Source organism: Candidatus Vicinibacter affinis, assembly GCA_016714365.1.
Lineage (GTDB): Bacteria > Bacteroidota > Bacteroidia > Chitinophagales > Saprospiraceae > Vicinibacter > Vicinibacter affinis.
This window is the reverse complement of sequence record JADJNH010000005.1, coordinates 838657-862401: the sequence shown is the minus strand read 5'-3', so window position 1 is coordinate 862401 and position 23745 is coordinate 838657. Positions and strand designations below refer to the sequence as shown.

Genomic DNA, 23745 nt, shown 5'->3' with positions numbered 1-23745 from the left:
GATTTCTGTTCTTTAAGTTCAGCTAAATTAAAATATTTAATTCTCCCAAATATTTACTTCAGATTAAGATCAGTAGAAATCATTTACAGGATAATTTTAGCAAAACTCCAATTAATAATTCCACAAGCGAGTAATATTAAATCCGATCAGAAAATCTCCCTCGGTGTAATCATTCTTGTTGAATAAATTATTACTCTGAGGAACGATACCATAATAATTTCCTGCAAACACTTCAAATGCATGCGCACTTGTCACAAACTCTAACCCAAAATTGATGTTTGGATGAGGATTGTTCAAAGGATGGGTAGTCAATGGCTGATCATAATTTAACAAAATGCTCATGCTTTCTGTCAATTTGAATCTTCCACTAAAAGCAATGGCAAAATGATCGTTCTCCAACTTTTTTTGAATATTCCCTTCTGCATCTTTATACCCTTCCACATTGTTGAAATGGGAAAGACTGGGTGCAACTTGGATAGAAATTCGATCCGTTAGTTTGCGGGCAAAAATCAGTTGATTGAAATAGGAAAGACGGTCTGTACCTGTGACAAAATTTTCTTTTCCTCTGGTATCCACCACGAAATTTCCAAAATAAGTCAAACTAAACGGCCAACCTCCTGATTCAGCTTGCCTAAACAAGGCATACTTTGCATTGAAATCCCACTGGAGTCTTTCCTTTGTCAGACCAAATCCCAATTGTAAATTCTCAATAAAAGTATAACTGAAACCAAGCCGGATATTTGAAGGCGCAAAGACTCCATAAAAATCATCATACCCGTTGTTTACCACACCAAATCGATGTTGTATATCCATTTCTAAAGTACCCTTAATGGGAACCATCACACTTTGATTGTCTAATATCCAATTGCTTTCAAAAGTATTTTTTACCAGTTTTGCTTTTTGGCTTCCTGGCTCCATTCCTTGAGTCTCTTCCTGAGCCTTCAAGGAAAAACATAACAAGACCAGCATTAATACACGGCTTGTTTGCATGATTTTTGATGAATAATATTGATAGTTTTTCATAATAGTTTAATTGTTGTTAGCGCCTTGTTTGATCCAGGCTAATACAAGTTGATTGATATTTGAAGGGTTCTGAGTTCCGGAAGGAGGCATTGGGGTAGAACCCTTACCGGCCAACCAAAGATACAGGACACTTGCCTCGGGAGAACCAATGTTCAAATAGCCTCCATTTGCAATGGAATTATATGAATTGCCCTCTGAAAGGTTTGGTTTGATGCCACCAGAATTGTGACAACCGCTAATACCGCAGCTGTTATTGAAAACAGGCTGAATATCCTTGGTCAAACTAACCACCTCTGTAACTTCAGTCCCATTATTTTCAATGAAAGTGGTCACTTTATAACATCCGGGCAGACAACAAGCGATGAAAGCTACGACCCCAAAGGATAGAACTATTCTACTTTTTGACATGTTTTTGTTTTTAAAATTAAGCGAACAGTTGAAAACTACTTTTCAAATTTCAAAAGCAAATTTGGCTTAATTGCATGTTGATAATTTGATTTGTTGAAAATAGCTACTCCAAAAGGTTGGTCAACCAATTGATCTCCATCTTTTCCTTTGGTAAAATCAATGTCTTGTTTCAAAACATCACTTGTTTTTAAGAGTCTTTTAAACTCATAAATCCAACCAGATCCTGTAAAAATGGAAACACAATTAATGTCTGCTCTACCTCTTAACACCGGAGTAATGATCACCCCAGGAATACTTTTTGCCCCAATTCCACCGGTCACTGGATCTCCTATTCTTTGATAATCTGTTCCTACACCTGGGTCTATTGTGCCACCTGCATAAGTCAATACTCCTGTTGAACTAACACTGGTAATTTTTACAGCTCTCCCTCCTGATAAAGTGTCAGTACCCTTTATGAAATCATAATTGCTCTCATTTGGCACTACCCATAAAGGAACTGTGACAACGGAACCGGTATCATCCAACTTCAAATTTTGTCTATTGTTAAAAGATCCTTGAGTTGCATCGGAGGTATAGCTTGGGGCAAATGGCCAAGTTGTTGAAGCCCCTGACACTACTAAATCATCAAAATGTCTACCATTCCCTGATCCTCCTACTAAATTTGTTACTGCAGGACCTCCAGCCCAATCTTGATAATTATCATCCATGTTGTCAAAGAAAAAACCTCTGTTAGGATGCAACCACCATTGGTCCAATTTTTCATTTACCCCATTGGTGTAATGGTTACCACTACTGGCATTTGATTTTGGAACTGCAGGTGTAACAGAATAGTCTACATATGGTGTGAAAACATGACAACTGGCGTAACAAGTTTGTGAGTTAAACTTTGCAGTAGAGTTGTCTATGTTCCATAGAAATGCCAACTTGTCTTCTCCCCATCCCTCACGTGTCAATACACCACTTGAATTAAAGGTTCTTGCGGTTGGCTCTTGTGCCCATCTCTTAGTAGTGGGATTAAAATACCAGGGTGCTGATTTTACACTTTTTTCAGCGTCCACTATCTCTGCCAAAAAATAAATATAATCATTATCATACATCGAACGAAGAGTCCCTTTATAACCTTCATTGATATACCCACTAAAAAGGTTATTGCCCGGATCTGGCACCGTAGCAGTGAAATTTAACTTCGTCGCCTTCTCCCATGAAGCATCTATCGATCCGTCAATGGAAGGCGCCGTGGAAGTTTTTAAAGAAAGCAACTCGTTCGTAGACGTAGCCCCTGAATCCAATACCTGATCGGTTTTTGTACAACTAATCGCGTACCCAATCAGGAGCAAAATGGTGGAAACCACCCAGAAATTTAGACTTTTAAACAGTTTCATATTTTTGTTTTTATAATTTACGAATAACACTCAAAAACCAGATAATTGAATGAAATCCTAAGGTATGTCCAACTTATAAACATAAACATGATCAAAGTCATGGGTCAATATGACAACCATTCATATTATTTATAGAATTCCATAACCCATTTTGTTTATTTAATTGATTTTTAAATTTAAGCATTAACCTTCCTTCTTTTCCTATAAGGAAAGGGTGGTGATTTTAAAAAAAAATTAATTGGACGAAATTGCTTAGAAAATATGATTGTCTATTACCAAAAAGCAACTCCTTTTTGAAGGTACTATTAAAGTTTAGTTGAGTTATGATTTGAATTTTGCCTTCTCTTTCAAACTACCACTGGAGTAGATTGTAAATTCATCAGGGTTAATACAATCTGTTGAATCCTTTTGACTAAAAGTTCTTCAAATCCCTCTTATTACTAAAACTTTTGTACAATTATCAACCGTTCTCTGTAAAAATAAAAATTCATATCTCATGCTCCAACCAAAAGCAGCCATAAAGATCCGGCTATAAAACCTAGAGCCGCCAATCCACCAATTCGCTTTAAATACCACATGAACTGAAGATTTTCCATTCCCATGGCTGCTACCCCGGCAGCAGATCCTATGATCAACATGGAGCCTCCAGTCCCTGCTGCATAAGCGATAAAATGCCAAAATCCATGATCCTCCGGTAAGGAATACATGCCCATAGAAGCAGCTACCAAAGGCACATTGTCGATGACTGCTGACAAAACACCCAACATAATGGCCACGTAATTATAGTTCCCTAATACAGCATCCAATCCGGTCGCAAGTACTGTCAACAGGCCTACAGACTGTAAGGCAGCCACTGCGGTAAGGATTCCAAAGAAAAAAAGTATTCCGGGAATTTCGATTCTGGAAAGTGCATATCTGGCAGTCAGTTTATGCCTGTCCTCCACATGAAAATTATCCATTTTTGGATCAACAAATTCTGAAATTAACCACACCACTGAAAGTGCCAGCATCATTCCCATAAAAGGAGGCAGATGAGTTAATAATTTAAACACCGGCACGGACAATAAAGCCAATATACCGGTAATCAACATAAAGCGACTGGATCCCAAAATGTGGTCATGATCTCTTTCCTGAGCAACCACAGGCCCCTTGAAGTGATTGGTAAAAAGTATTGCAATGGCCAGTGGTACAGCAAGGCATAAAACAGATGGAATAAAAACCAACTTCACTAATTCGATGGAGCTCACCTTCTCCCCAATCCAAAGCATGGTGGTGGTAACATCGCCAAGCGGGGACCAGGCACCTCCTGCATTCGCCGCGATAATGATAAATCCTGCAAACCACTTCCTGCTTTCCTGGTCTGGTACCAATTTACGAATCAACGAAATCATTACGATGGTAGTGGTCAGATTGTCCAAAACAGCTGAAAGAAAAAAGGTAATGACCGACACCAAAATCAATAAGGTGGACTTTTTTTTAGTCTTGATCAGATCAGACAGCAGGTTAAATCCCTTGTGCGCATCCACCAATTCCACAATTGTCATGGCACCAATCAGGAATAGAAGTATCTGGGCTATCCCACCTAAATGATGTCCTACCTCAGACTCAGGAGTCATCCCTGATTCAACAAGCTCGGGAGCCATAGCAACAAACACCCAACAAATTATTCCGGTCAATATCCCAGATACGGCTTTGTCGATTTTCAGTGGGGACTCAAGCACTATCAGTACATAACCCAAAATAAAGCTGAACAATATAGCAAATACCATAGCGAAATTTTTGGTTAATCAATAAATCGGGTGAATATAGAAAGCTTTAGCTAAAGCCAAATACTTTTATACTAAAAATTGAACAAAGACTTCATGAATTGAATAAATTAAGAAAACATAACCACCGAATTTAAACAAAAAACAATTTGCATCTCATACTATTTTTCATTAGGTCATTACCCCAATTAAATAATAAGTGCAAAAAGATATTCAATTTAATTTTATGCGAATTTAAACTCCTCTAAAAAATATTGGCCAGTCTAAAACATTGCCAGTTAAAAAAGTAACAATAACAATTATTTGTTATTTTGGAAAGTTCAATTGCATTATGCAAAAATGGAAAAACCTCTCACCGAATGATGAGAGGTTTCAAATTAGAAATTATTAATGAGTGAATTGTATTTTATAAATCTTTTGCTCAGCACTGTTACTCACTTTAATAAGATATAAGCCTGGTTCAAAAGATCTTAGGTCTAACTGTATTTTTTGAGAAGAGGATCCGTTAATTGGAAATTTACCTTCAATCAATTTGAATCCACTTACATCGAAAATTGAATATCCAACTTCATCATTCCGCTCAGTAAATAATTCCAAATTTAAATTTCCGCTTATTGGATTAGGATATATATTAATCTTCAATCCTTTATTGGATTTATTATTTTGAAAAACTACCGAAATGATATCACTATAGCTATATGATTGATTTTGATCAACCATTTTTAACCGGTAGAAATAAATGTCTTCTTCAATAATTTGGCGATCCTCAAAGGAATAATTGCAGGCTTGAATAGTATTATTCTTTGCTTCAACTCGCCCAATCGAAATAAATTTACTTCCTGTTTTAGATTTTCTCTCTACTTCAAAATGACTGGTATTAAATTCATTGAGTGTTTCCCAATTTAATTCAATAATATTTAAATTCTGAATTCCATTGAAACTGACAAGTTCAAGTGGAAGTGATTTCAAATAAATGCCAGCATCCCATTTTAAATCATCCAAACTGTCCACATAAAATGTGGGAGTGGTTCTCATCCCATTTGCCCCATTGACATCACTGTCATTTACATCATCAACATTGTTGTTGTAATCACTTGTGGTAAATGCATATTGCGAACCAATTTCAAACTCTAGGAAATAACTTCCACTATTCGGCTTGACATAAAAAAGATAAAGACCGTTAGAATCCGATTGTGTTCTCCAAACTTTAGCACTGTTGTATTGCCTCAAGTAGATGGTAACATTTTGCTGAGGTAGCTCACCCAGGTCTTGCTTCCCATTCAATGCACCCACACCCATTCCGGTGTTACCTATGCCGGTATCGTTCCACACATAATTCCCTACTTTTACGCCTTTGACCATACCCGCATCCACTGTTAAATTATGATTATTGCCTCCCACAAAATAATTTCCTGTGGTGTTTGGACCATTTGTTTCGTCAATGTCAGAATCTAATAAATCTGACTTTTGATTAGAAGTAGTCCAAACATATGACTTCGGAAGCTCCACTTTAATAAAATAGGTTCCAATTCTCAAATTATCAAATAAATAATATCCAGCCTTTCCTGAAGATGGGTGATTTCTTGTAAGTTGTTGATCTATCATATTCTTGCTGAAAGCATCCCATAAACTAACCATTATCCCATTCAAACCAGTTTCATTCGCATCTTGGATCCCATCAAGATTTACATCCTCCCACACATAATCACCAATTGAATTGTCCTGATAAAATCCTCCATCCAAGTCATTAAAGTTTTGTCCGGATGCCAGGGAAATTAAATCAGTAGTAAAGGGCCCAAATGCACCAGTGATATCAGAATCAAGTGTTTCAATTGTATTGTTTGGAATGGTAGGAATAAAACCAAATGCCGGAGGTGGTGTAATCGATAAATAATATTTACCTGGTATTACCTGTGTAAATTCATACCAACCATTCGATCCAGTATTTGGATTAACCGTGGTGCTCTTAACCCCCAATAAAATTCCTTGCTCATTAAATAACTGGACAGGTATACCATTCAATCCTGATTCTGTAAACTCTTGAATTCCATTTCCATTTCTATCCAGCCACACATAATTTCCTAAACTTGCGGTTTTTATTAATCCTGCATCCAAATTAAATTTCTGCTCACCCTCCTCCAGAATGATGGGTTTAATTAATCCTGTAACCGTATCCACATCTGAATCAAAATAATCATTTCCTCCAGCATCCCTTTTGGTAAACTTAAATAAGAGTGGTATGACAAAACGAAGCTGATATACACCAGGGGTTAAATTGCCAAATTGATAATAACCTGGCCTGTTTTGGGAACCACCATTACTCGTAAATATACTTGAAATCTGAGCTCCGGTTGTATCCTCCAGCACTACTCGAATTCCATTCAAACCATTCTCAGAGGGATCCTGAATTCCATTGCCATTCATATCCTCCCAAACGAAATTACCTAAACTTGAAACTTGTAAATTATGAGTGACAATTTCAGGAGAATTCTTTAAATCAAAATAAAACGAATTCCCTTGCAAGACAAAAACACAATAGGTAAAATATGAAAACAGAAATAAACTTTTTCTAATGGAAAAAAATCCACCTCCAGTATAGAAACACAGGTATTTTAAAACGCTCACTTTTAATCGTATAAAAAACACAAATTGATTAGCTTCTAAATAAATAAATCAAACCTAGACTGATTGATACAGTAAATATCTGAACTATATTATTGAACCAAATAAGTGGATTGATCCAGACTTCATTAAAGTAGGTATTTTTTAAAATTTTATTTTTGAAACAAGTAAGGCAGATTTTACAATCTGCCTTACTTGTCTAAATTTCATTGATTCCAAAATGAGTTATCTCGATACTGAAAATCGTTTATTGACTATTCCGTTGGAAGTTTTAATCTGTAAACTATACTGACCTGGTGCAAGGATAGAGGTATTGATATCTTCAATATAATTCCCTGATTTATGGAAACCACCAAAAGGATTGGACATCACATTCTTTCCAGCCTGGTCAAAAACAGTTACTTCCACTTCTGCATCATCGCTAATCCAAAACTCAACTTTAAGCAATTCATTTACAGGGTTTGGATAAATTACTACACCTAAGTTTCTGTCCACTGAAATTTTAATGGAGACTACCTTACTGTAATTATATACACCATCCTTATCTACTTGCTTAATACGGTAATAATAGATCCCGGATCTGTTTACTCCATTATCCAAATAATCATACTCATGGGCAGCAGCAGTAGTATTTTCATCTGCAGCAATTTGACTAATCTTAGAAAATTCTCCTTCAGATTCATGCTTTCTCTCAATGATGAAATATTCATTATTTAACTCAACTCCTGTTGTCCAATTTAACTCAGTCCCTTTACCATTGTAGTATGCATCAAATGATAACCATTCGATCGGTAATGCCTGTGAGGTTAGACCTGCATCTATGTTAGGTAATTGATCCCCTGATATGAGTCTGTACACCCGGGTGGTTCCATATCCGTTAGCTCCATCCACATCATTGTCAACAGTTTCCGGTCCTTTGTGAGCTTGAGTAAAACCATATCCTGGCAATGGCACAAATTTTACATAATAATCTCCCTGCCCTATACCATCCAACATATAATGCCCATTACTTTCTGTAACTGACTCACTAACCATCGTGCCACTCGTGTTGTAAGCAAATACTTTCATTCCCGCAGCCGGTTTTTCACCTCCGTCCTGTAATCCATTAGCATTTGCATCGATCCAGGCATAATCTCCTACTGTAGCTTTTATCATAAATCCAGCGCCAATGTTTAATACCTTATCTCCACTTTGCACACTGATCCTTTTAGTGGTGTTAACTCCATTTTCATGATTGATGTCTGAATCCTTGTCATAATTACCCCCTTGATATGCACTCGAAGAAGCAAGCTGATCCAGTCTTTCAAAACGTATATAATAAGTGCCAGGTTTTATACAATTAAACATGTAGAATCCGTCATCTGATGGAGTTGCAGGATTGGTTGACGTTCTGGTCTTTGCAATAGATACACCACTGGTCGCATCCATTAAAAATACATCCAATCCATTTATTCCATTCTCCGTGGCATCAAAAACACCATCCTTGTCAGTGTCAAAAAATACCCTTCCTCCCATCATGCTACATTTGTATAAACCAAGATCCCATGTTAAGTCATCTTCTCCCGGACTCAGCAAAGTCATAGCTGTTGTACCTGGTCCGTTTGAATTATCAACATCACTATCCGTTACATCACTGGATGCATTTGGTGTAGTAACGGTCCAATCACTGCTTGGTAAAAATTTCACATAGTATTTTCCACATTGAATTTTATCAAACAAATAATATCCGTACTTATTAGTGGTGGTAGTTCGAACTACTGTATTGGTAGTTGCATCATATAAATATACCGGTACACCTTCAATTCCTTCTTCACCGAAATCCTGTTTACCATTTACATTTTTATCATGCCAAACAAAATCTCCAAGACTACACAAATTGAACTGAATATCATAACAGGTAGTATCTCTTTGATCAATCACCCCATCAATATTCACATCTAAAGTGGACTGATTGAACAATCCTTCACCAGAAGATGGAGTTCCCTGGATTTTACTTCCACATGCGCTATACACTTCATCACCTTGTGATTCAGCTACAACCAAATCTATAATTGCATTTACTGTAAGATAATATTGCTGACTACTGAAAGCATTGATGTTTTGATTTGTTGCAAGCGTCCAAGGTCCACTACCAATCAAATTTACTGGATTTGGATTACCTATATTTCCAATTGCATTGGAAGTATAATTTGCACTTTGTATAACAAAATCATTATCAAATCCAGGAGCATCCACCAAATTATAACGTCCACTTGCACCGCCAAGATTTTTAACATCAATTTTGTAGATAACTCCATAGTCACCATTTCCACGATCGATTACATTTTGTGTAAATTTTTCATGTACAATGTATGGCACATCAGCACAGGCTGTATCTTTTTGATCCACAGTTCCATCACTACTGATATCCAACTGCGATTCATTAAATAACCCCTCATTGGATACCGGATAACTAGACTGTGCTCTTCCGCACTGATCGTAACGATTGTCACCCTTACCATCTTCAAGATTTATAGATACATCTACCTGAATGGTATAAGTATGCACTGCTCCCGGATTAATATTCTGTCCTGAAGATAAATTCCAAGGTCCTGTACCAGCAAGGTTAATACTTCCCGGGTTAGCAGGATGTGAAGGAGCATCTGTATTGTATCTAGCACCTAAAATGCTTATGTCATTATCAAATGCCGGACGATCCGCCAATGCATAATTATCTGCCTTTCCTCCTTTATTCACTACCACAATATTGTAACTCACCTGAAAATTCCTTGGTCCGGTCTGAACCAATTTACTTAGAGTTTTTGTATGTTCGATATATGGTAAATCTCCGCAAGCTGTGTCTCTCTCTTCATAAAATCCGTCATCATTAAGGTCTAATAGGGATTCATTAAACAATGCTTCTCCGGCAGAAGGTCTATTAACCAATGACCTTCCACATGAATAATAAGTATTGTTACCTCCAGATGTTGCACTTAAGTCAATTTTGACATTAAAACTGATGACATATAAATGATTTGTGTTTGCAAAAATTGCTTGATTGTCTGCAAGTTTCCAAGGTCCACTTCCAAACAAGACATTACCCGGATTTCCAGGAGCATTGGATGAATAGGTAACGGTGTTGATCGCTATATCATCATCAAAACCTGACTTGTCACTTAAATCATAAACTCCGGCGTAACCGGTATTTTTGACTAGAATATGGTAAACTACATTATATGTATTCAATCCAACTTTAGTTATTGAAGCTAATGTTTTTTCATGCGTAATTTTTGGACTGCAATCCAATATTGTAATTTTTACTTTATCTGTTGCAGTACATCCATTTGCATCTGTAACCGTAACTGTGTAAGTGCTTGTAAATGCCGGACTCACAGTTTTACTTTGTCCATTTCCTAATCCATTATCCCATGCATATGTATATGGTGAAGTGCCGCCATTGGCTGTTGCACTTAAATTGAATGTAGATCCTACACAACCTGATTTATCTGCTCCAGCATCCACTGTCGGTCCGTTTGTATTGTTGATCGTGGTACTCGCTGTTGCCGTACATCCTTTACTGTCCGTAACCGTAACACTGTAGTTTCCTGCTGATAAATTGCTGATGCTTTGTGTCGTTCCTCCATTGGACCAATTGTAGGTGTATGGTGAGGTTCCGCCACTTGCATTCGCTGTGGCTGACCCATTTGCATAGCCGCATTTTGCATGCCACTTGTCTATGCTTACACTTGGGTTTGGATAGATGATCACTTTCACCTGATCTACTGCCGTACATCCGTTTGCATCCGTAACTGTAACTGTATACGTTGTCGTGAATCCAGGATTTACTGTTTTGTTTTGTCCGTTTCCTAATCCATTATCCCATGCATACGTATATGGTGAAGTGCCGCCATTGGCTGTTGCACTTAAATTGAATGTCGATCCTACACAACCTGATTTATCTGCGCCAGCATCTACTGTAGGACCATTTGTATTGTTGATCGTGGTACTCGCTGTTGCCGTACATCCTTTGCTGTCGGTAACGGTAACACTGTAGTTTCCTGCTGATAAATTGCTGATGCTTTGTGTCGTTCCTCCATTGGACCAATTGTAGGTGTATGGTGAGGTGCCACCACTTGCATTCGCTGTGGCTGACCCATTTGCATAGCCGCATTTTGCATGCCATTTGTCTATGCTTACACTTGGGTTTGGATAGATGATTACTTTCACCTGATCTACTGCCGTACATCCGTTTGCATCTGTAACTGTAACTGTATACGTTGTTGTGAATCCAGGATTTACGGTTTTGTTTTGTCCGTTTCCTAATCCATTATCCCATGCATACGTATATGGTGAAGTGCCGCCATTGGCTGTTGCACTTAAATTGAATGTCGATCCTACACAACCTGATTTATCTGCGCCAGCATCTACTGTCGGTCCGTTTGTATTGTTGATGGTGGTACTCGCTGTTGCCGTACATCCTTTGCTGTCGGTAACGGTAACACTGTAGTTTCCTGCTGATAAATTGCTGATGCTTTGTGTCGTTCCTCCATTGGACCAATTGTAGGTGTATGGTGACGTTCCACCACTTGCATTCGCTGTGGCTGACCCATTTGCATAGCCGCATTTTGCATGCCATTTGTCTATGCTTACACTTGGGTTTGGATAGATGATTACTTTCACCTGATCTACTGCCGTACATCCGTTTGCATCGGTAACTGTAACTGTATACGTTGTTGTGAATCCAGGATTTACTGTTTTGTTTTGTCCGTTTCCTAATCCATTATCCCATGCATACGTATATGGTGAAGTGCCGCCATTGGCTGTTGCACTTAAATTGAATGTCGATCCTACACAACCTGATTTATCTGCTCCGGCATCTACTGTAGGACCATTTGTATTGTTGATGGTGGTACTCGCTGTTGCCGTACATCCTTTACTGTCTGTAACGGTAACACTGTAGTTTCCTGCTGATAAATTGCTGATGCTTTGTGTCGTTCCTCCATTGGACCAATTGTAGGTGTATGGTGACGTTCCGCCACTTGCATTCGCTGTGGCTGACCCATTTGCATAGCCGCATTTTGCATGCCATTTATCAATGCTCACACTTGGGTTCGGATAAATTATCACTTTCACCTGATCCACTGCGGTACAGCCGTTTGCATCGGTAACCGTCACTGTGTATGTGGTCGTGAAACCTGGATTTACGGTTTTGTTTTGTCCGTTTCCTAATCCATTATCCCATGCATACGTATATGGTGAAGTGCCGCCATTGGCTGTTGCACTTAAATTGAATGTCGATCCTACACAACCTGATTTATCTGCTCCAGCATCTACTGTCGGTCCGTTTGTATTGTTGATGGTGGTACTCGCTGTTGCCGTACATCCTTTACTGTCTGTAACGGTAACACTGTAGTTTCCTGCTGATAAATTGCTGATGCTTTGTGTCGTTCCTCCATTGGACCAATTGTACGTATACGGTGACGTACCTCCACTTGCATTCGCAGTCGCTGACCCATTTGCATAACCGCATTTTGCATGCCATTTGTCTATGCTTACACTTGGGTTTGGATAGATGATTACTTTCACCTGATCTACTGCCGTACAGCCGTTTGCATCCGTAACTGTAACTGTATACGTTGTTGTAAATCCAGGATTTACGGTTTTGTTTTGTCCGTTTCCTAATCCATTATCCCATGCATACGTATATGGTGAAGTGCCGCCATTGGCTGTTGCACTTAAATTGAATGTCGATCCTACACAACCTGATTTATCTGCTCCAGCATCTACTGTCGGTCCGTTTGTATTGTTGATGGTGGTACTCGCTGTTGCCGTACATCCTTTACTGTCTGTAACGGTAACACTGTAGTTTCCTGCTGATAAATTGCTGATGCTTTGTGTCGTTCCTCCATTGGACCAATTGTACGTATACGGTGACGTACCTCCACTTGCATTCGCAGTCGCTGACCCATTTGCATAACCGCATTTTGCATGCCATTTGTCTATGCTTACACTTGGGTTTGGATAGATGATTACTTTCACCTGATCTACTGCCGTACAGCCGTTTGCATCCGTAACTGTAACTGTATACGTTGTTGTAAATCCAGGATTTACGGTTTTGTTTTGTCCGTTTCCTAATCCATTATCCCATGCATACGTATATGGTGAAGTGCCGCCATTGGCTGTTGCACTTAAATTGAATGTCGATCCTACACAACCTGATTTATCTGCGCCAGCATCTACAGTAGGACCATTTGTATTGTTGATGGTGGTACTCGCTGTTGCCGTACATCCTTTGCTGTCTGTAACGGTAACACTGTAGTTTCCTGCTGATAAATTGCTGATGCTTTGTGTCGTTCCTCCATTGGACCAATTGTAGGTATATGGTGAGGTGCCGCCACTTGCATTCGCTGTGGCTGACCCATTTGCATAGCCGCATTTTGCATGCCATTTGTCTATGCTCACACTTGGGTTTGGATAGATAATTACTTTCACCTGATCTACTGCCGTACAGCCGTTTGCATCGGTAACCGTAACTGTGTATGTGGTCGTGAAACCTGGATTGACCGTTTTGCTCTGGCCATTTCCTAATCCATTATCCCATGTATACGTATATGGTGAAGTGCCGCCATTGGCTGTTGCACTTAAATTGAATGTCGATCCTACACAACCTGATTTATCTGAACCTGCATCTACTGTCGGTCCACTGATATTGTTTAATGTAGTACTCGCTGTTGCCGTACATCCTTTACTGTCTGTAACGGTAACACTGTAGTTTCCTGCTGACAAATTACTGATGCTTTGTGTCGTTCCTCCATTGGACCAATTGTACGTATATGGTGACGTTCCTCCACTTGGATTTGCAGTGGCTGAACCATTAGAGAATCCACATTTAGCATCATTCTTATTGATGGTAACCATTGGATTTGGATAGACTATAACTTTCACCTGATCAGCAGCTGTACAACCATTTGCATCGGTAACAGTTACAGAATAAGTAGTTGTTACTGTTGGTGAAACAGTTTTATTTTGTCCTGTTCCAAGTCCGTTGTCCCAAACATAAGTATAAGGAGTTGTACCTCCGGTTGCATTTGCAGTAAGGTTTGCACTGCTACCTATACAAATGGATTTATCTGCTCCCGCATCAAGACTTGGGCCACCAATATTTATAATGGCCGTTGAAGCAGTTGCTGTACATCCCTTGGAGTCAGTAACCGTTACTGTATAATTGCCTGGACCTATATTGCTGTTTATTTGGGTGGTTGGACCATTTGACCATTTATAGGTGTAAGGCTGGGTTCCACCAGTTGGATTTGCAGTTGCAGATCCGTTTAATATTCCGCATTTTGCATCAATTTTAGTGATGGTCACCAGAATATTTGGATTCACAGTAACTGTAACTGCATCAGTTGCTGTACAACCTTTTGCATCTGTTACTGTGACTGTATAAGTGGTGGTAACACTTGGACAGACATTTTTGGTTTGGCCTGTACCCAGACCTTTATCCCAGGTATAAGTATATGGTGAAGTTCCTCCACTAGCTGTTGCTGTTAAGTCTGTGCATTTACCCGGACAAAGAATTTGATTTGCTCCTGCATCAACCGTTGGTGCAGGATTAACCATAATCATTACCGCATCGGTTGCGGTGCAACCGTTAGCATCTGTTGCTGTTACGGTGTAAGTGGTAGTAGTTGCAGGACTAACAGATTTAGTTTGACCTGTTCCAAGACCATGACTCCACGAATAAGTATATGCCGGCTTACCTCCAACAGCATACCCGTTTAAGTTAGTACTTTGTCCAACACATATTTTTCCGCAAGTGCTTGCATCTGATGCCAATAGATCTCCACCACTTAAAAAGAAATTAAAGTCAAATTGACAATCTGTTTTTAAATTGAATCCATTAGGCTGACAAATTATAGCATAATCCATCCATGAACTTGCACCAAAATTTCCAAGGACTCCATATAAACTTGCATTGGTTCCCATTTGGAAAGCAGCCATTTTACCTGTTACTGCTAAAACTCCACCTGCCAGACTTTCTAATCCAACAAATGAGCCTTTTAGGCTTGTGTAATAATACCAGTTGGTTTTACTGGAACTTGTACACCCTTCAAGATGTGGACTTCCTGCAGGAGCACTAAAAGTTCTGCCACTAAGAATTAAGGTAATGTTGAATTTATAAGTTGGTAAATCCACATTTTGAACCTGAACTACTGCATAAGCTGTGCCGTCACAATACTCCTTAAAAGTTCCAGCTGAAACAACTTTCCATAGTTTCCTATTCCCTCCTGTTCCTCCACTTATATTGTCCAATAAACAATCTGCATAAAAAATTCTTTCCGGTTCACTACCACATGTAATTTGATTGGTCCAACTTCTGGTTTTAACGAGGTTTAAATCGGATTGTGCCAATGCTGTAAAATTCACACATGGCTGCTCTACATTCAAACAAATTTGATCGACTTTCAACCAATTACCACTAGCCTTCCCCATTATTCTAACCTTGGTTGTCCCACTTGGCACCGTGGAAATTATGGTGTAAAAACTCATATTAGGTAATGGACCATCGACATTAACTGAGTCTCCACCAATCTGCACCCCGGCACTGTTGAGATAAAACAATCCAAATCTCTGATTGAAGGAATTGTCGTGAACTCCTCCATAAAAACTGATGGTTAATTTTGATCCAACTGCAACATTTGTGAGATCCTGATAGAATCCACCGTTACCACTGGTATGCTGAAAATGTCCCGCATAAGTGCCGCACTGCGCTGCATACGTATTTGCTGAAAAATTTCCATTGAAATATGTCCAGTTTGTAATCCCATTCTCAAAACTAGGATTTTGAACAACGTTGTTTGGACAAGTGCAGTTGGTCGCTTTCGAAAATTGAAAAGCAAATAAAAAAAGAATCCACAACAATTGAAATCTTTTAATTTGGTAACGCTTCATCATGATTTGAAAAAATTTGTTTTTCTAATGAGTTTTAAAATTTCTAAAAAAAAAATTCAGAAATCGCAAAATCAGTTAGTTAACCATTAAAAAAATATTTAATGAGTCAAATCAATCTGATTTCACTACTCTCATGACAAGAAAATATTTCAATACCCCTATGGATTAAAAGGGATTTTCAAGGAATATGGATAAAAAAAAACTGAGGATAATTTGTGCGGTGACTTTTAGAAAACAAAAAATTCATTTTATAAATTACATTTAGTTTAAATATAAACCATAAGTGTTTAATTTAAAATTTATTATAAATAATCAATAAACTTAACGTTTCTACTTAGATCCAGAATTCGAAAATTGAATAAAAAAATTTCTATGGTGCGGAACTTTGATTGGAAGATCCCTCCTTTCTCAAAAATATCATTCCAGTAAATTTATCTCATATTATAGATTTGGATTTCATGAAAAAAGATAAATGCCCAATTAAGATAAGCCCACCATGAATGAACGCTCTTTGATTACTATCAATGTAATGAAAGTAAGTTCATTAAGGGAAGGAGTCCTGCCTGCCAGTTGCGTGAAGACGGTTTACTGATTATTTGATGGTTTTTTGACTTGGAATAGAAATTCTAATACATCAATTGGGTTTAATGAATTCTTTGTGAATCTGTAAAAGTGATCTGGATAGCTGGGTTTGTTTAGTCCACCAATTTAAAATATGGTAGATGACTCATTTGAAGATTTTAACCTAATGAATAAAATTTCAAATCGGGGTGGATTAGAAAATCATCCTTCCTAAATAAGTAGATAACAAAAATAGAATTCGCAAAAATAAAAAAAGCCATCTCCAACTTGTTGGAGATGACTTCCCTAATCCCTGTGGGAATCTTATCCCGATTTTAAAACGAAGCCTATTTATTAACTCATGATGATAACAAAACGCCTTCAACAGACGAAATGATTCACTTGAAATGTTAAAGAAAATTTAAGGTTTATTGGATTGACCAAATTTATGATAAGTCATTTTAGAGTAAATCAAAATTTATACAACCAACAATGAAAGAAGTATCTTACAAATTTTGACTGAGTGACCCTTTGACTTGTCACACCACATTAAATTTTATAATGAATTGTAAATGCAAGGAGACAAAAAAAATGAATTTTTTTTCTTGATGTGAATTAGCTAAAATAATAAGTGAGAATTACTGAATAAAAGGCCTTTTAGGCTCAGGACTTATAACCATTTCAACCTTCCATCCGAGATTTTTACACAACTCATCAATTGCTTGGACCAACTCTAATCTCCTTGCGTCTGCCCTTTTGAGTAAATCAGATCCCTCTGCTTTTCTCAAAATAATGTCTCTGGCCTTATCCTGAATTAAAGTAAGCTCCTGAGGAGTAAAATAATTAAAGGTCCCCTGCTGCAAGTCATAATAATCGAGTTGGTGATCAAGTGATAATATTTTTGCGTTGGAATGAAAATGTATAAAAATAGTTTTCAACTTTTCGTCTATCCTAACCTGACTTGTATCCAAATCAAATCCCGCCAACACCTTAGCCTTCACCCTGATGATAGCCACTTTTCTGAATGGACTTAAATCAAACCAGGTGTAGTCTTTATGAGTAAACAATTCACTGTATTCAGCTTCCATTGCGGCCACTTTAAAAACCTCTCGGATACGTTCGAGCATGAGCGTGGATCCAACCTCGCTCTTAAATTTTTGGGAATTATAACCCAACCCTGAATAAAATCCGATCGCAAATGATAATATTAAGGCCAGTGTCAATAAAAAAATTCTCATCAATTTATCTTTTGGAACTCAATGGATGTTTTAAATTTTCATAACTCTTTAAAACTGCTTTTACAGAACCTACAGCCAAGGGTGATTCGATGACCAAAGGTAGTTTATTTTCATCGTCACCCACATAGACTTTCATCTTGGTGTCCTCTTTAAACATTCCACCGGAAATCAACTCTCCCTGACACTCCAGCACATTGAAATTACCGCTTTCCTTCACACTGAAATTCTTACGTTCTTTCTGACACACAAGATCCATGTTATAAATTTTGTTGTCCAATACCAGACTGAAATCAACCTTTTTGGATGATTTGAATTCATTTAAATTGATGCCACGAAGGAAATACATGGAGGAAACTAAATCGTAAACATTATATGGCATTGGAATAACCTTTGGCCTGGCTTCTTTTATGGTGCGTCCTGTATAAGAAGTAATCTTTTTATTTACATAATCAAATTCAATCTTCTCATAATGAATATAAGTACCCTGCTGGATATCTCTAATGTACAAAACCGGAAGTAATGTGTTCTTATCTATATAACTGTGGTATTTATCTCTGACTTTATAAAACCACTCATAAGATGCATAGGTCCTGCCTGTCACTTCAATGTGATAAACATCTCCTTCATCCTTGATCTCAAATACTACTTCGCCCGCAGACAGCCAAACAAAATTCCAGTTGTAATACAATTTATACACAATTTTCTCCCCAGCCACAAAAGGTGTCTCTCTGGCAGAAAGCGGGCAAACCCCAAACATCAGGAGCAGAAAGAACACCAGGGTTCTCAAACTCATCCTTCTTAATTTTGGAATGTTCATTTCTCAGTTAACAATTTAATTCTGTATTGAGTTCTAAGTTCACTGAATAATATAAAACTGCCAGCCAATGCAGGCAGAATAAGGTTGATCAAAAACAAAGTGGATGCTAATCCCAAACAAACCGTGTAATCGATCCCAAGGGGACTCAGAATAAAAGCAGCAACTCCACCTCTTAAAAGTCCCGAAAGCAATGGTGGAACTACCAACATGGTTTGAAACATAAAAATAATGCTGATCGGAAGAATAAGCTCACTCCAGGATTCTGAATAAAATGGCATCAATAAAACTAAATACTGAAATCCGAATACCAGGTAACGCAGAAATGACAATTTGATCAAGCTCGCAAATGTTGAATAAAATTTAGCATCGAAAATTAAAATGGAGGTATTACGCAAATAAAGATTTAACAAAATACTTTTCCCATCCATTAGAAAAAACCAACACATAAATGCCATTCCGGCAAACAGCATAGTATTCGTAACCAAATAAGTATTGAATTCGGATAATCCCGCTACACGTGCTGAAGATCTAAACATAATGAAAGCGGCCAATCCAATACCAAATGTAACTATGCTTTGTGCATAGGAAGCGTAAACCGATGCACGCAACAACTTATCTCTCTTCTCCTGTTCTTCAAACAATGCTCTTCCTACATATGCACCCAATCCAAATGGTGTAACCAGTGAGAGTCCCAGGCCTTTAAGGGTAATTCGCACACAATCCTTAAATGAATAATTCAGATTGAATTTTTGATAAATTTTCAGACTTTCAAGTCCCCAATTTATAGGCATCAAAAGTAAAACTATCAAAATAGAAGGTAGGTGAATTGAAGTATTGTTGAAAAAAATTACGCCTGTGTATAAATAATACCCAACTCCAATAAATGAAATAAAAGTCAAGCCTGCACTGATTGGAAATTTAATTCTCAACTCACAAAATTTACATGCAAGAACGTCAATAAAAGTGAATGTTATACATTGGCTGGCTAATTTCTCCTACTTTTGCGAATATTTACTATGATTTTAAATGAAAATAGAATTTTAGGAATTGATCCCGGAACTAATATTTTAGGCTTTGGAGTCTTGGAATTGAACGGGTCACAAGCCAGAGTTTTGGATTGTAACGTGATTCACCTAAAGAATGAGGTGGATGACCAATCCAAACTAAAAGAAATATTCCTACAAATACAAGAGATCATAGAGACCTACCACACCGGTATTCTTTCGATTGAGTTACCCTTTTATGGGAAAAATGCTCAATCCATGCTCAAACTTGGACGTGCTCAGGGTGTGGCCATTGCAGCTGCGATGGTGATGGGCGTAAAAATCTATGAATTCTCCGCCAAAAGGATAAAAAAGGCGGTTACCGGGAATGGAAATGCCTCCAAGGAACAGGTCGCAGACATGGTAAGCCGATTACTGAATTATAAAATTGAGGTCCGTTATTTGGATGCCTCCGATGCCCTGGCTACAGCTTACTGCTACAGCTGTCAGGCCAATTCTGCCATTGGCCCAAGCACCAAAGCCAAAAACTGGAAAAGCTTTATTAAGGCCAATCCGGACAAAATCATTGGCTAAAACTGAATGCTTCTCTTGGTAGCCTGATCCTAAGTTAAAGTTTTGTTATCCTTAAATTTAGGTGAAAACTTTTATGCTATTTTAGCGTCTATAGTTTAAACAAATACAATGAAAAAACTGATTTTCCTTTTTGCCTCTTTTTTGATCCTGACAAATGGTTTTGCTCAAAAATACTATGCTAAGAATGCATACGTCAAGTTTCATTCCGATTCTCCTATGGAGAAAATTGAAGCCGTAAATAACACCGGCAGTACTGTATTTGACCTGGCAAGTGGAAGAGTTGAATTTGCTGCGCTCATCAATGCCTTTCAGTTTGATCGGGCCCTTATGCAGGAGCACTTCAATGAAAATTATATGGAATCCGGTAAATTCCCTAAAGCTACTTTCAAGGGAGCAATTGAAAACTACAGTGCTTTGAATTTATCTAAACCTGGCACTTATAAGGTCGATGTTTCCGGTGATATGACCATGCATGGAGTGACAAACAGAATTAAAGTTCCTGCTGAAGTAAAAGTGGAGACAGGTGGCTTAAGCTCAGAAACAAAATTCAAAATCAAATGTGAGGATTACAAAATATCTATCCCATCAGTTGTAAGAGACAAGATAGCCAAAGAAATAGAGGTGACCGTAAAAACGAAATACCTCCCAATGCCTCAGAAATAATTTAAAGATAATAATCGCCGGAGCAGTGATTTTCATTTGCTCCGGTTACTGAACATAATACATTTACTTCTCCTCGACTCCTCAAATATCCAAGTAATGCAAAGATCAATGCTTCTTTGAAGTCGATGATCTCTTTGGATGGAATAACTAGCTCAAGGTTTGAAGGTAGTTTTTCACGTAGTTTTGAAATTAAGAATTCGTTGTAAGTACCACCTCCTGAAAGCAATATTTTTGCTTTATTTTCAATCTCCAACTTTTTGATAAAATTTGCCAGCTGCTCACTTATGTGTTCCGTTGAAGTACGAAGTACATCATAAGTATTAAATTCATGATGGCTCAAAACTGGTTCAAAATATTCCAGAAACCACTCGCGTCCTAAACTTTTCGGAAAAGGCAAATGATAATATTCCAAATCATTCCACTCTGCCAAAAGTTGGCTTTGCACAATTCCCTGTGAAGCAAATTTTCCCTGATCGTCGTAAGGAAATCCCAACCGATTGGAAAGCATATTAAGTACCATGTTACAGGGTGCTACATCGCATGCCCGCCGGGTAATATTTGCCTTCCACGAAATATTGGCAAAACCACCTAGATTAAGACAAATATCATAATTGCTAAAAAGGAGCTCATCTCCTATGGGTACCAACGGAGCCCCCTGCCCACCCTTTAAGACATCCTGAATTCTAAAATTACAAACTGTTGGAATTCCTGTAAGATTTCGGATAGTTTTGCCATCGCCAATTTGAAGGGAAACCTTCTCAAAAGGTCTGTGATGAACCGTATGACCATGGCTTGAAATAAGATCCGGCAAAAGTCCATTACGATTACAAAATTCCTCTATACAGGTGGCTGTGTATTCACCATACTCAATGCTGAGCTTATTCAATTCAGCTGAATTCAGATAAAAAGCTTGCTCAAGCTTAACTCTCCATTCCTGATCGTAGGGTATAGAGGATGCCGCAACAATCTCAAATTCCATTCCCCCTGACCCATTAGATTTAAATCTACATGCCGCCAAATCAAGGCCATCAAGTGAGGTCCCTGACATCAATCCCAATACCAAGCACTGATCTTTATATTCCAAGACAAAATTATTTTATTAATTAGCGAAAGTAGAGAATGTGTAAATCTAATTTGAAAGTAATGAATAAATACCTTATATTTAACAAAATATTACCATAAATAAAGCTAAGTTTTAAATCTTCTTTATTTTGGAATTCTGACCTTTATACTAAATTTAAAAACACATTTTATGAAATTCAATTCAATTTTTACAATCGTTTGTTTTGTTGCAGTGGGTGCAATAATCTCATCATGCAGCAGTTCAAAAAAGGGAGCTACCGATGCCTCCGCAACAACCTCCTCCGATCAATCTATGATTGAGTCCACAGTCAGCACCTTGGATAATGACCTTAGTTTAGTTGAAAAATCAGCTAATTTAAAGGCTGGAGAAAAAGGAACTGTTTCCATCTTTTCGGATGCAAATGGAAACATTAAAAAAATTACTAAAAATTCTATGTCTTCCGTAGGAGAAAAAACTTCTAAATTTTATTTTGAAGGTTCAGATCTTATTGCCAGTAGCCATTTTGAAAAAAACACTGTAAAGGCAAAAGGAAAATTACTGTTTACTGCCACCAATTACTTTTTTAAAAATGGCAAAGTCGTAGGATCGGTCATGAAATCTGTTAAAATTAAACCTTCCGCTGAGGGAGATTTAGAGATGAAAATGAATAAAGAAAAATTCAAGAGTTTCGTTCCAAGTGCCAACATCATGAGAGATGAATTGGCCATTATCAAAAAAATCAAACAATTGGTTAAATAATTAATCTAAATTAAAAAATTATTCTAATGAAAAATTTATTCTATTTTCTTGCATTTGGCTTCATCATGCTTGCTTTTAATGCCTGTACAGGAGATGACAACAATGTAGGTAACAGCGGACCTTCTATTGACTTTACAACAAACCCAGGTCCTGGATTTTTGGATGGAGATGCAACCCTAACGGGTGGAGTTCCAATTAATATTAAAATAACCGGCACAAAAGGTGACAGCCCTCTAAAGGTGCTTCACATCAAATCCAAAAAGGGTTCCGGCAGTGAACAGAATGTAGATTTCACAAACATGAAATTAAATGGCGCAGCTGCCTCTTCAAATCCAATTCTGATCTTGAACGCCACAGAAAAAAATGGATTTACGTACACGGTCGAATTCCCGTCTGAATTGAATTCAGACACTATTTTGTATACCGTTGAGCTAGAAGATGAAGCTGGCAAAACTGATGACATCAGCTTTACCATCATCACGAATGATATCCGGATAACCACCTTGACAAATAAAAAATTAACCAACAGTGCTTCACCGGCCGGACAGGGTGGTATTGATTTGCACACTGGAAATGAAACTGGTTCTACTGATCCGACAGCAGAATTAACAGCAGGAGGTAATTTTCCAAACTTGGATTGGTCACAACAATTCAGCGCCGCCACCTCTGAAACAACCATCAGAAAACCGGGGGTTGGATTTAACTTTGATGCTTTATCTACTAAACCTAATATTCAATCAGAATACAATCTTGGCTCCGCTTTAAATAGCCCCATTACTGGTAAAAAGGATGAAGTATACTTGATTAAAAATGGTAACTTTTATTGGGCAGTAAAAATCACCAACATCTTTGTTACACCACCTTTGGGCCAGCCAAATGGTGATAATCTTGATCATTTCGTTTTGACAATTAAACAATAAAATTATAATTGACCT

14 protein-coding genes are annotated in these 23745 nt (G+C 37.8%); 4 read left to right on the top strand and 10 right to left on the bottom strand.

Annotation, left to right across the window (positions count from 1 at the left end; all coding sequences use genetic code 11):
- Positions 1–111: 111 nt before the first annotated feature.
- The 9 genes from IPJ53_03675 to IPJ53_03635 all read right to left on the bottom strand — a co-directional run bounded on the left by IPJ53_03675 (position 112) and on the right by IPJ53_03635 (position 19677).
- Entirely contained in the window at positions 112–918 is an 807-nt protein-coding gene (locus IPJ53_03675) for a hypothetical protein (GenBank protein MBK7798189.1), read from the bottom strand.
- A 111-nt stretch (positions 919–1029) separates the two neighbouring features.
- A complete protein-coding gene (locus tag IPJ53_03670; GenBank protein MBK7798188.1) occupies positions 1030–1431 on the bottom strand; it encodes a hypothetical protein in 402 nt (133 codons plus the stop codon).
- Positions 1432–1466: 35 nt separating this feature from the next.
- The gene (locus IPJ53_03665) at positions 1467–2813 is read right to left on the bottom strand and encodes a hypothetical protein (GenBank protein MBK7798187.1); all 1347 of its coding nucleotides are present in this window, start codon (positions 2811–2813) and stop codon (positions 1467–1469) included.
- Positions 2814–3307: 494 nt separating this feature from the next.
- Entirely contained in the window at positions 3308–4582 is a 1275-nt protein-coding gene (gene nhaD, locus IPJ53_03660; protein MBK7798186.1) for a sodium:proton antiporter NhaD, read from the bottom strand.
- 384 nt (positions 4583–4966) lie between these two features.
- Positions 4967–7204, bottom strand: coding sequence for a T9SS type A sorting domain-containing protein (locus IPJ53_03655; protein ID MBK7798185.1), 2238 nt, complete (start codon positions 7202–7204; stop codon positions 4967–4969).
- Positions 7205–7426: 222 nt separating this feature from the next.
- Entirely contained in the window at positions 7427–16135 is an 8709-nt protein-coding gene (locus IPJ53_03650) for a T9SS type A sorting domain-containing protein (GenBank protein MBK7798184.1), read from the bottom strand.
- 1196 nt (positions 16136–17331) lie between these two features.
- The gene (locus IPJ53_03645; protein MBK7798183.1) at positions 17332–17931 is read right to left on the bottom strand and encodes a DUF4230 domain-containing protein; all 600 of its coding nucleotides are present in this window, start codon (positions 17929–17931) and stop codon (positions 17332–17334) included.
- 4 nt (positions 17932–17935) lie between these two features.
- Positions 17936–18748: a DUF3108 domain-containing protein gene (locus tag IPJ53_03640; GenBank protein MBK7798182.1), complete on the bottom strand. Its 813-nt coding sequence runs from the start codon at positions 18746–18748 to the stop codon at positions 17936–17938.
- Complete coding sequence (locus IPJ53_03635) at positions 18745–19677, bottom strand: hypothetical protein (protein ID MBK7798181.1); 933 nt, start codon at positions 19675–19677, stop codon at positions 18745–18747. The genes IPJ53_03640 and IPJ53_03635 overlap by 4 nt, the downstream gene beginning before the upstream one ends.
- Positions 19678–19764: 87 nt before the next feature.
- Here IPJ53_03635 and ruvC point away from each other — a divergent pair, with 87 nt between their 5' ends.
- On the top strand, positions 19765–20325 hold the full coding sequence (gene ruvC / locus IPJ53_03630; GenBank protein ID MBK7798180.1) for a crossover junction endodeoxyribonuclease RuvC: 561 nt from the start codon (positions 19765–19767) through the stop codon (positions 20323–20325).
- Between the two features lie 108 nt (positions 20326–20433).
- Positions 20434–20988 carry a YceI family protein gene (locus tag IPJ53_03625; protein ID MBK7798179.1) on the top strand — a complete coding sequence of 185 codons (555 nt, stop codon included), beginning with the start codon at positions 20434–20436 and terminating at the stop codon, positions 20986–20988.
- Between the two features lies 1 nt (position 20989).
- Here the strand turns inward: IPJ53_03625 and IPJ53_03620 are convergent, their stop codons facing one another.
- Positions 20990–22072 carry an anhydro-N-acetylmuramic acid kinase gene (locus IPJ53_03620; protein ID MBK7798178.1) on the bottom strand — a complete coding sequence of 361 codons (1083 nt, stop codon included), beginning with the start codon at positions 22070–22072 and terminating at the stop codon, positions 20990–20992.
- Between the two features lie 168 nt (positions 22073–22240).
- Here IPJ53_03620 and IPJ53_03615 point away from each other — a divergent pair, with 168 nt between their 5' ends.
- On the top strand, positions 22241–22810 hold the full coding sequence (locus IPJ53_03615) for a hypothetical protein (protein ID MBK7798177.1): 570 nt from the start codon (positions 22241–22243) through the stop codon (positions 22808–22810).
- 26 nt (positions 22811–22836) lie between these two features.
- Entirely contained in the window at positions 22837–23730 is an 894-nt protein-coding gene (locus tag IPJ53_03610) for a hypothetical protein (GenBank protein MBK7798176.1), read from the top strand.
- The last annotated feature ends 15 nt before the right edge of the window (positions 23731–23745 follow it).

Bases quoted from the DNA above. Each gene is read 5' to 3' on its own strand.
- IPJ53_03675 (MBK7798189.1), bottom strand. From the start codon at position 918: ATGGAGCCAGGAAGCCAAAAAGCAAAACTGGTAAAAAATACTTTTGAA.
- IPJ53_03670 (MBK7798188.1), bottom strand. From the start codon at position 1,431: ATGTCAAAAAGTAGAATAGTTCTATCCTTTGGGGTCGTAGCTTTCATC.
- IPJ53_03665 (MBK7798187.1), bottom strand. From the start codon at position 2,813: ATGAAACTGTTTAAAAGTCTAAATTTCTGGGTGGTTTCCACCATTTTG.
- nhaD (MBK7798186.1), bottom strand. From the start codon at position 4,582: ATGGTATTTGCTATATTGTTCAGCTTTATTTTGGGTTATGTACTGATA.
- IPJ53_03650 (MBK7798184.1), bottom strand. From the start codon at position 16,135: ATGATGAAGCGTTACCAAATTAAAAGATTTCAATTGTTGTGGATTCTT.
- IPJ53_03645 (MBK7798183.1), bottom strand. From the start codon at position 17,931: ATGAGAATTTTTTTATTGACACTGGCCTTAATATTATCATTTGCGATC.
- IPJ53_03640 (MBK7798182.1), bottom strand. From the start codon at position 18,748: ATGAACATTCCAAAATTAAGAAGGATGAGTTTGAGAACCCTGGTGTTC.
- ruvC (MBK7798180.1), top strand. From the start codon at position 19,765: ATGATTTTAAATGAAAATAGAATTTTAGGAATTGATCCCGGAACTAAT.
- IPJ53_03625 (MBK7798179.1), top strand. From the start codon at position 20,434: ATGAAAAAACTGATTTTCCTTTTTGCCTCTTTTTTGATCCTGACAAAT.
- IPJ53_03615 (MBK7798177.1), top strand. From the start codon at position 22,241: ATGAAATTCAATTCAATTTTTACAATCGTTTGTTTTGTTGCAGTGGGT.
- IPJ53_03610 (MBK7798176.1), top strand. From the start codon at position 22,837: ATGAAAAATTTATTCTATTTTCTTGCATTTGGCTTCATCATGCTTGCT.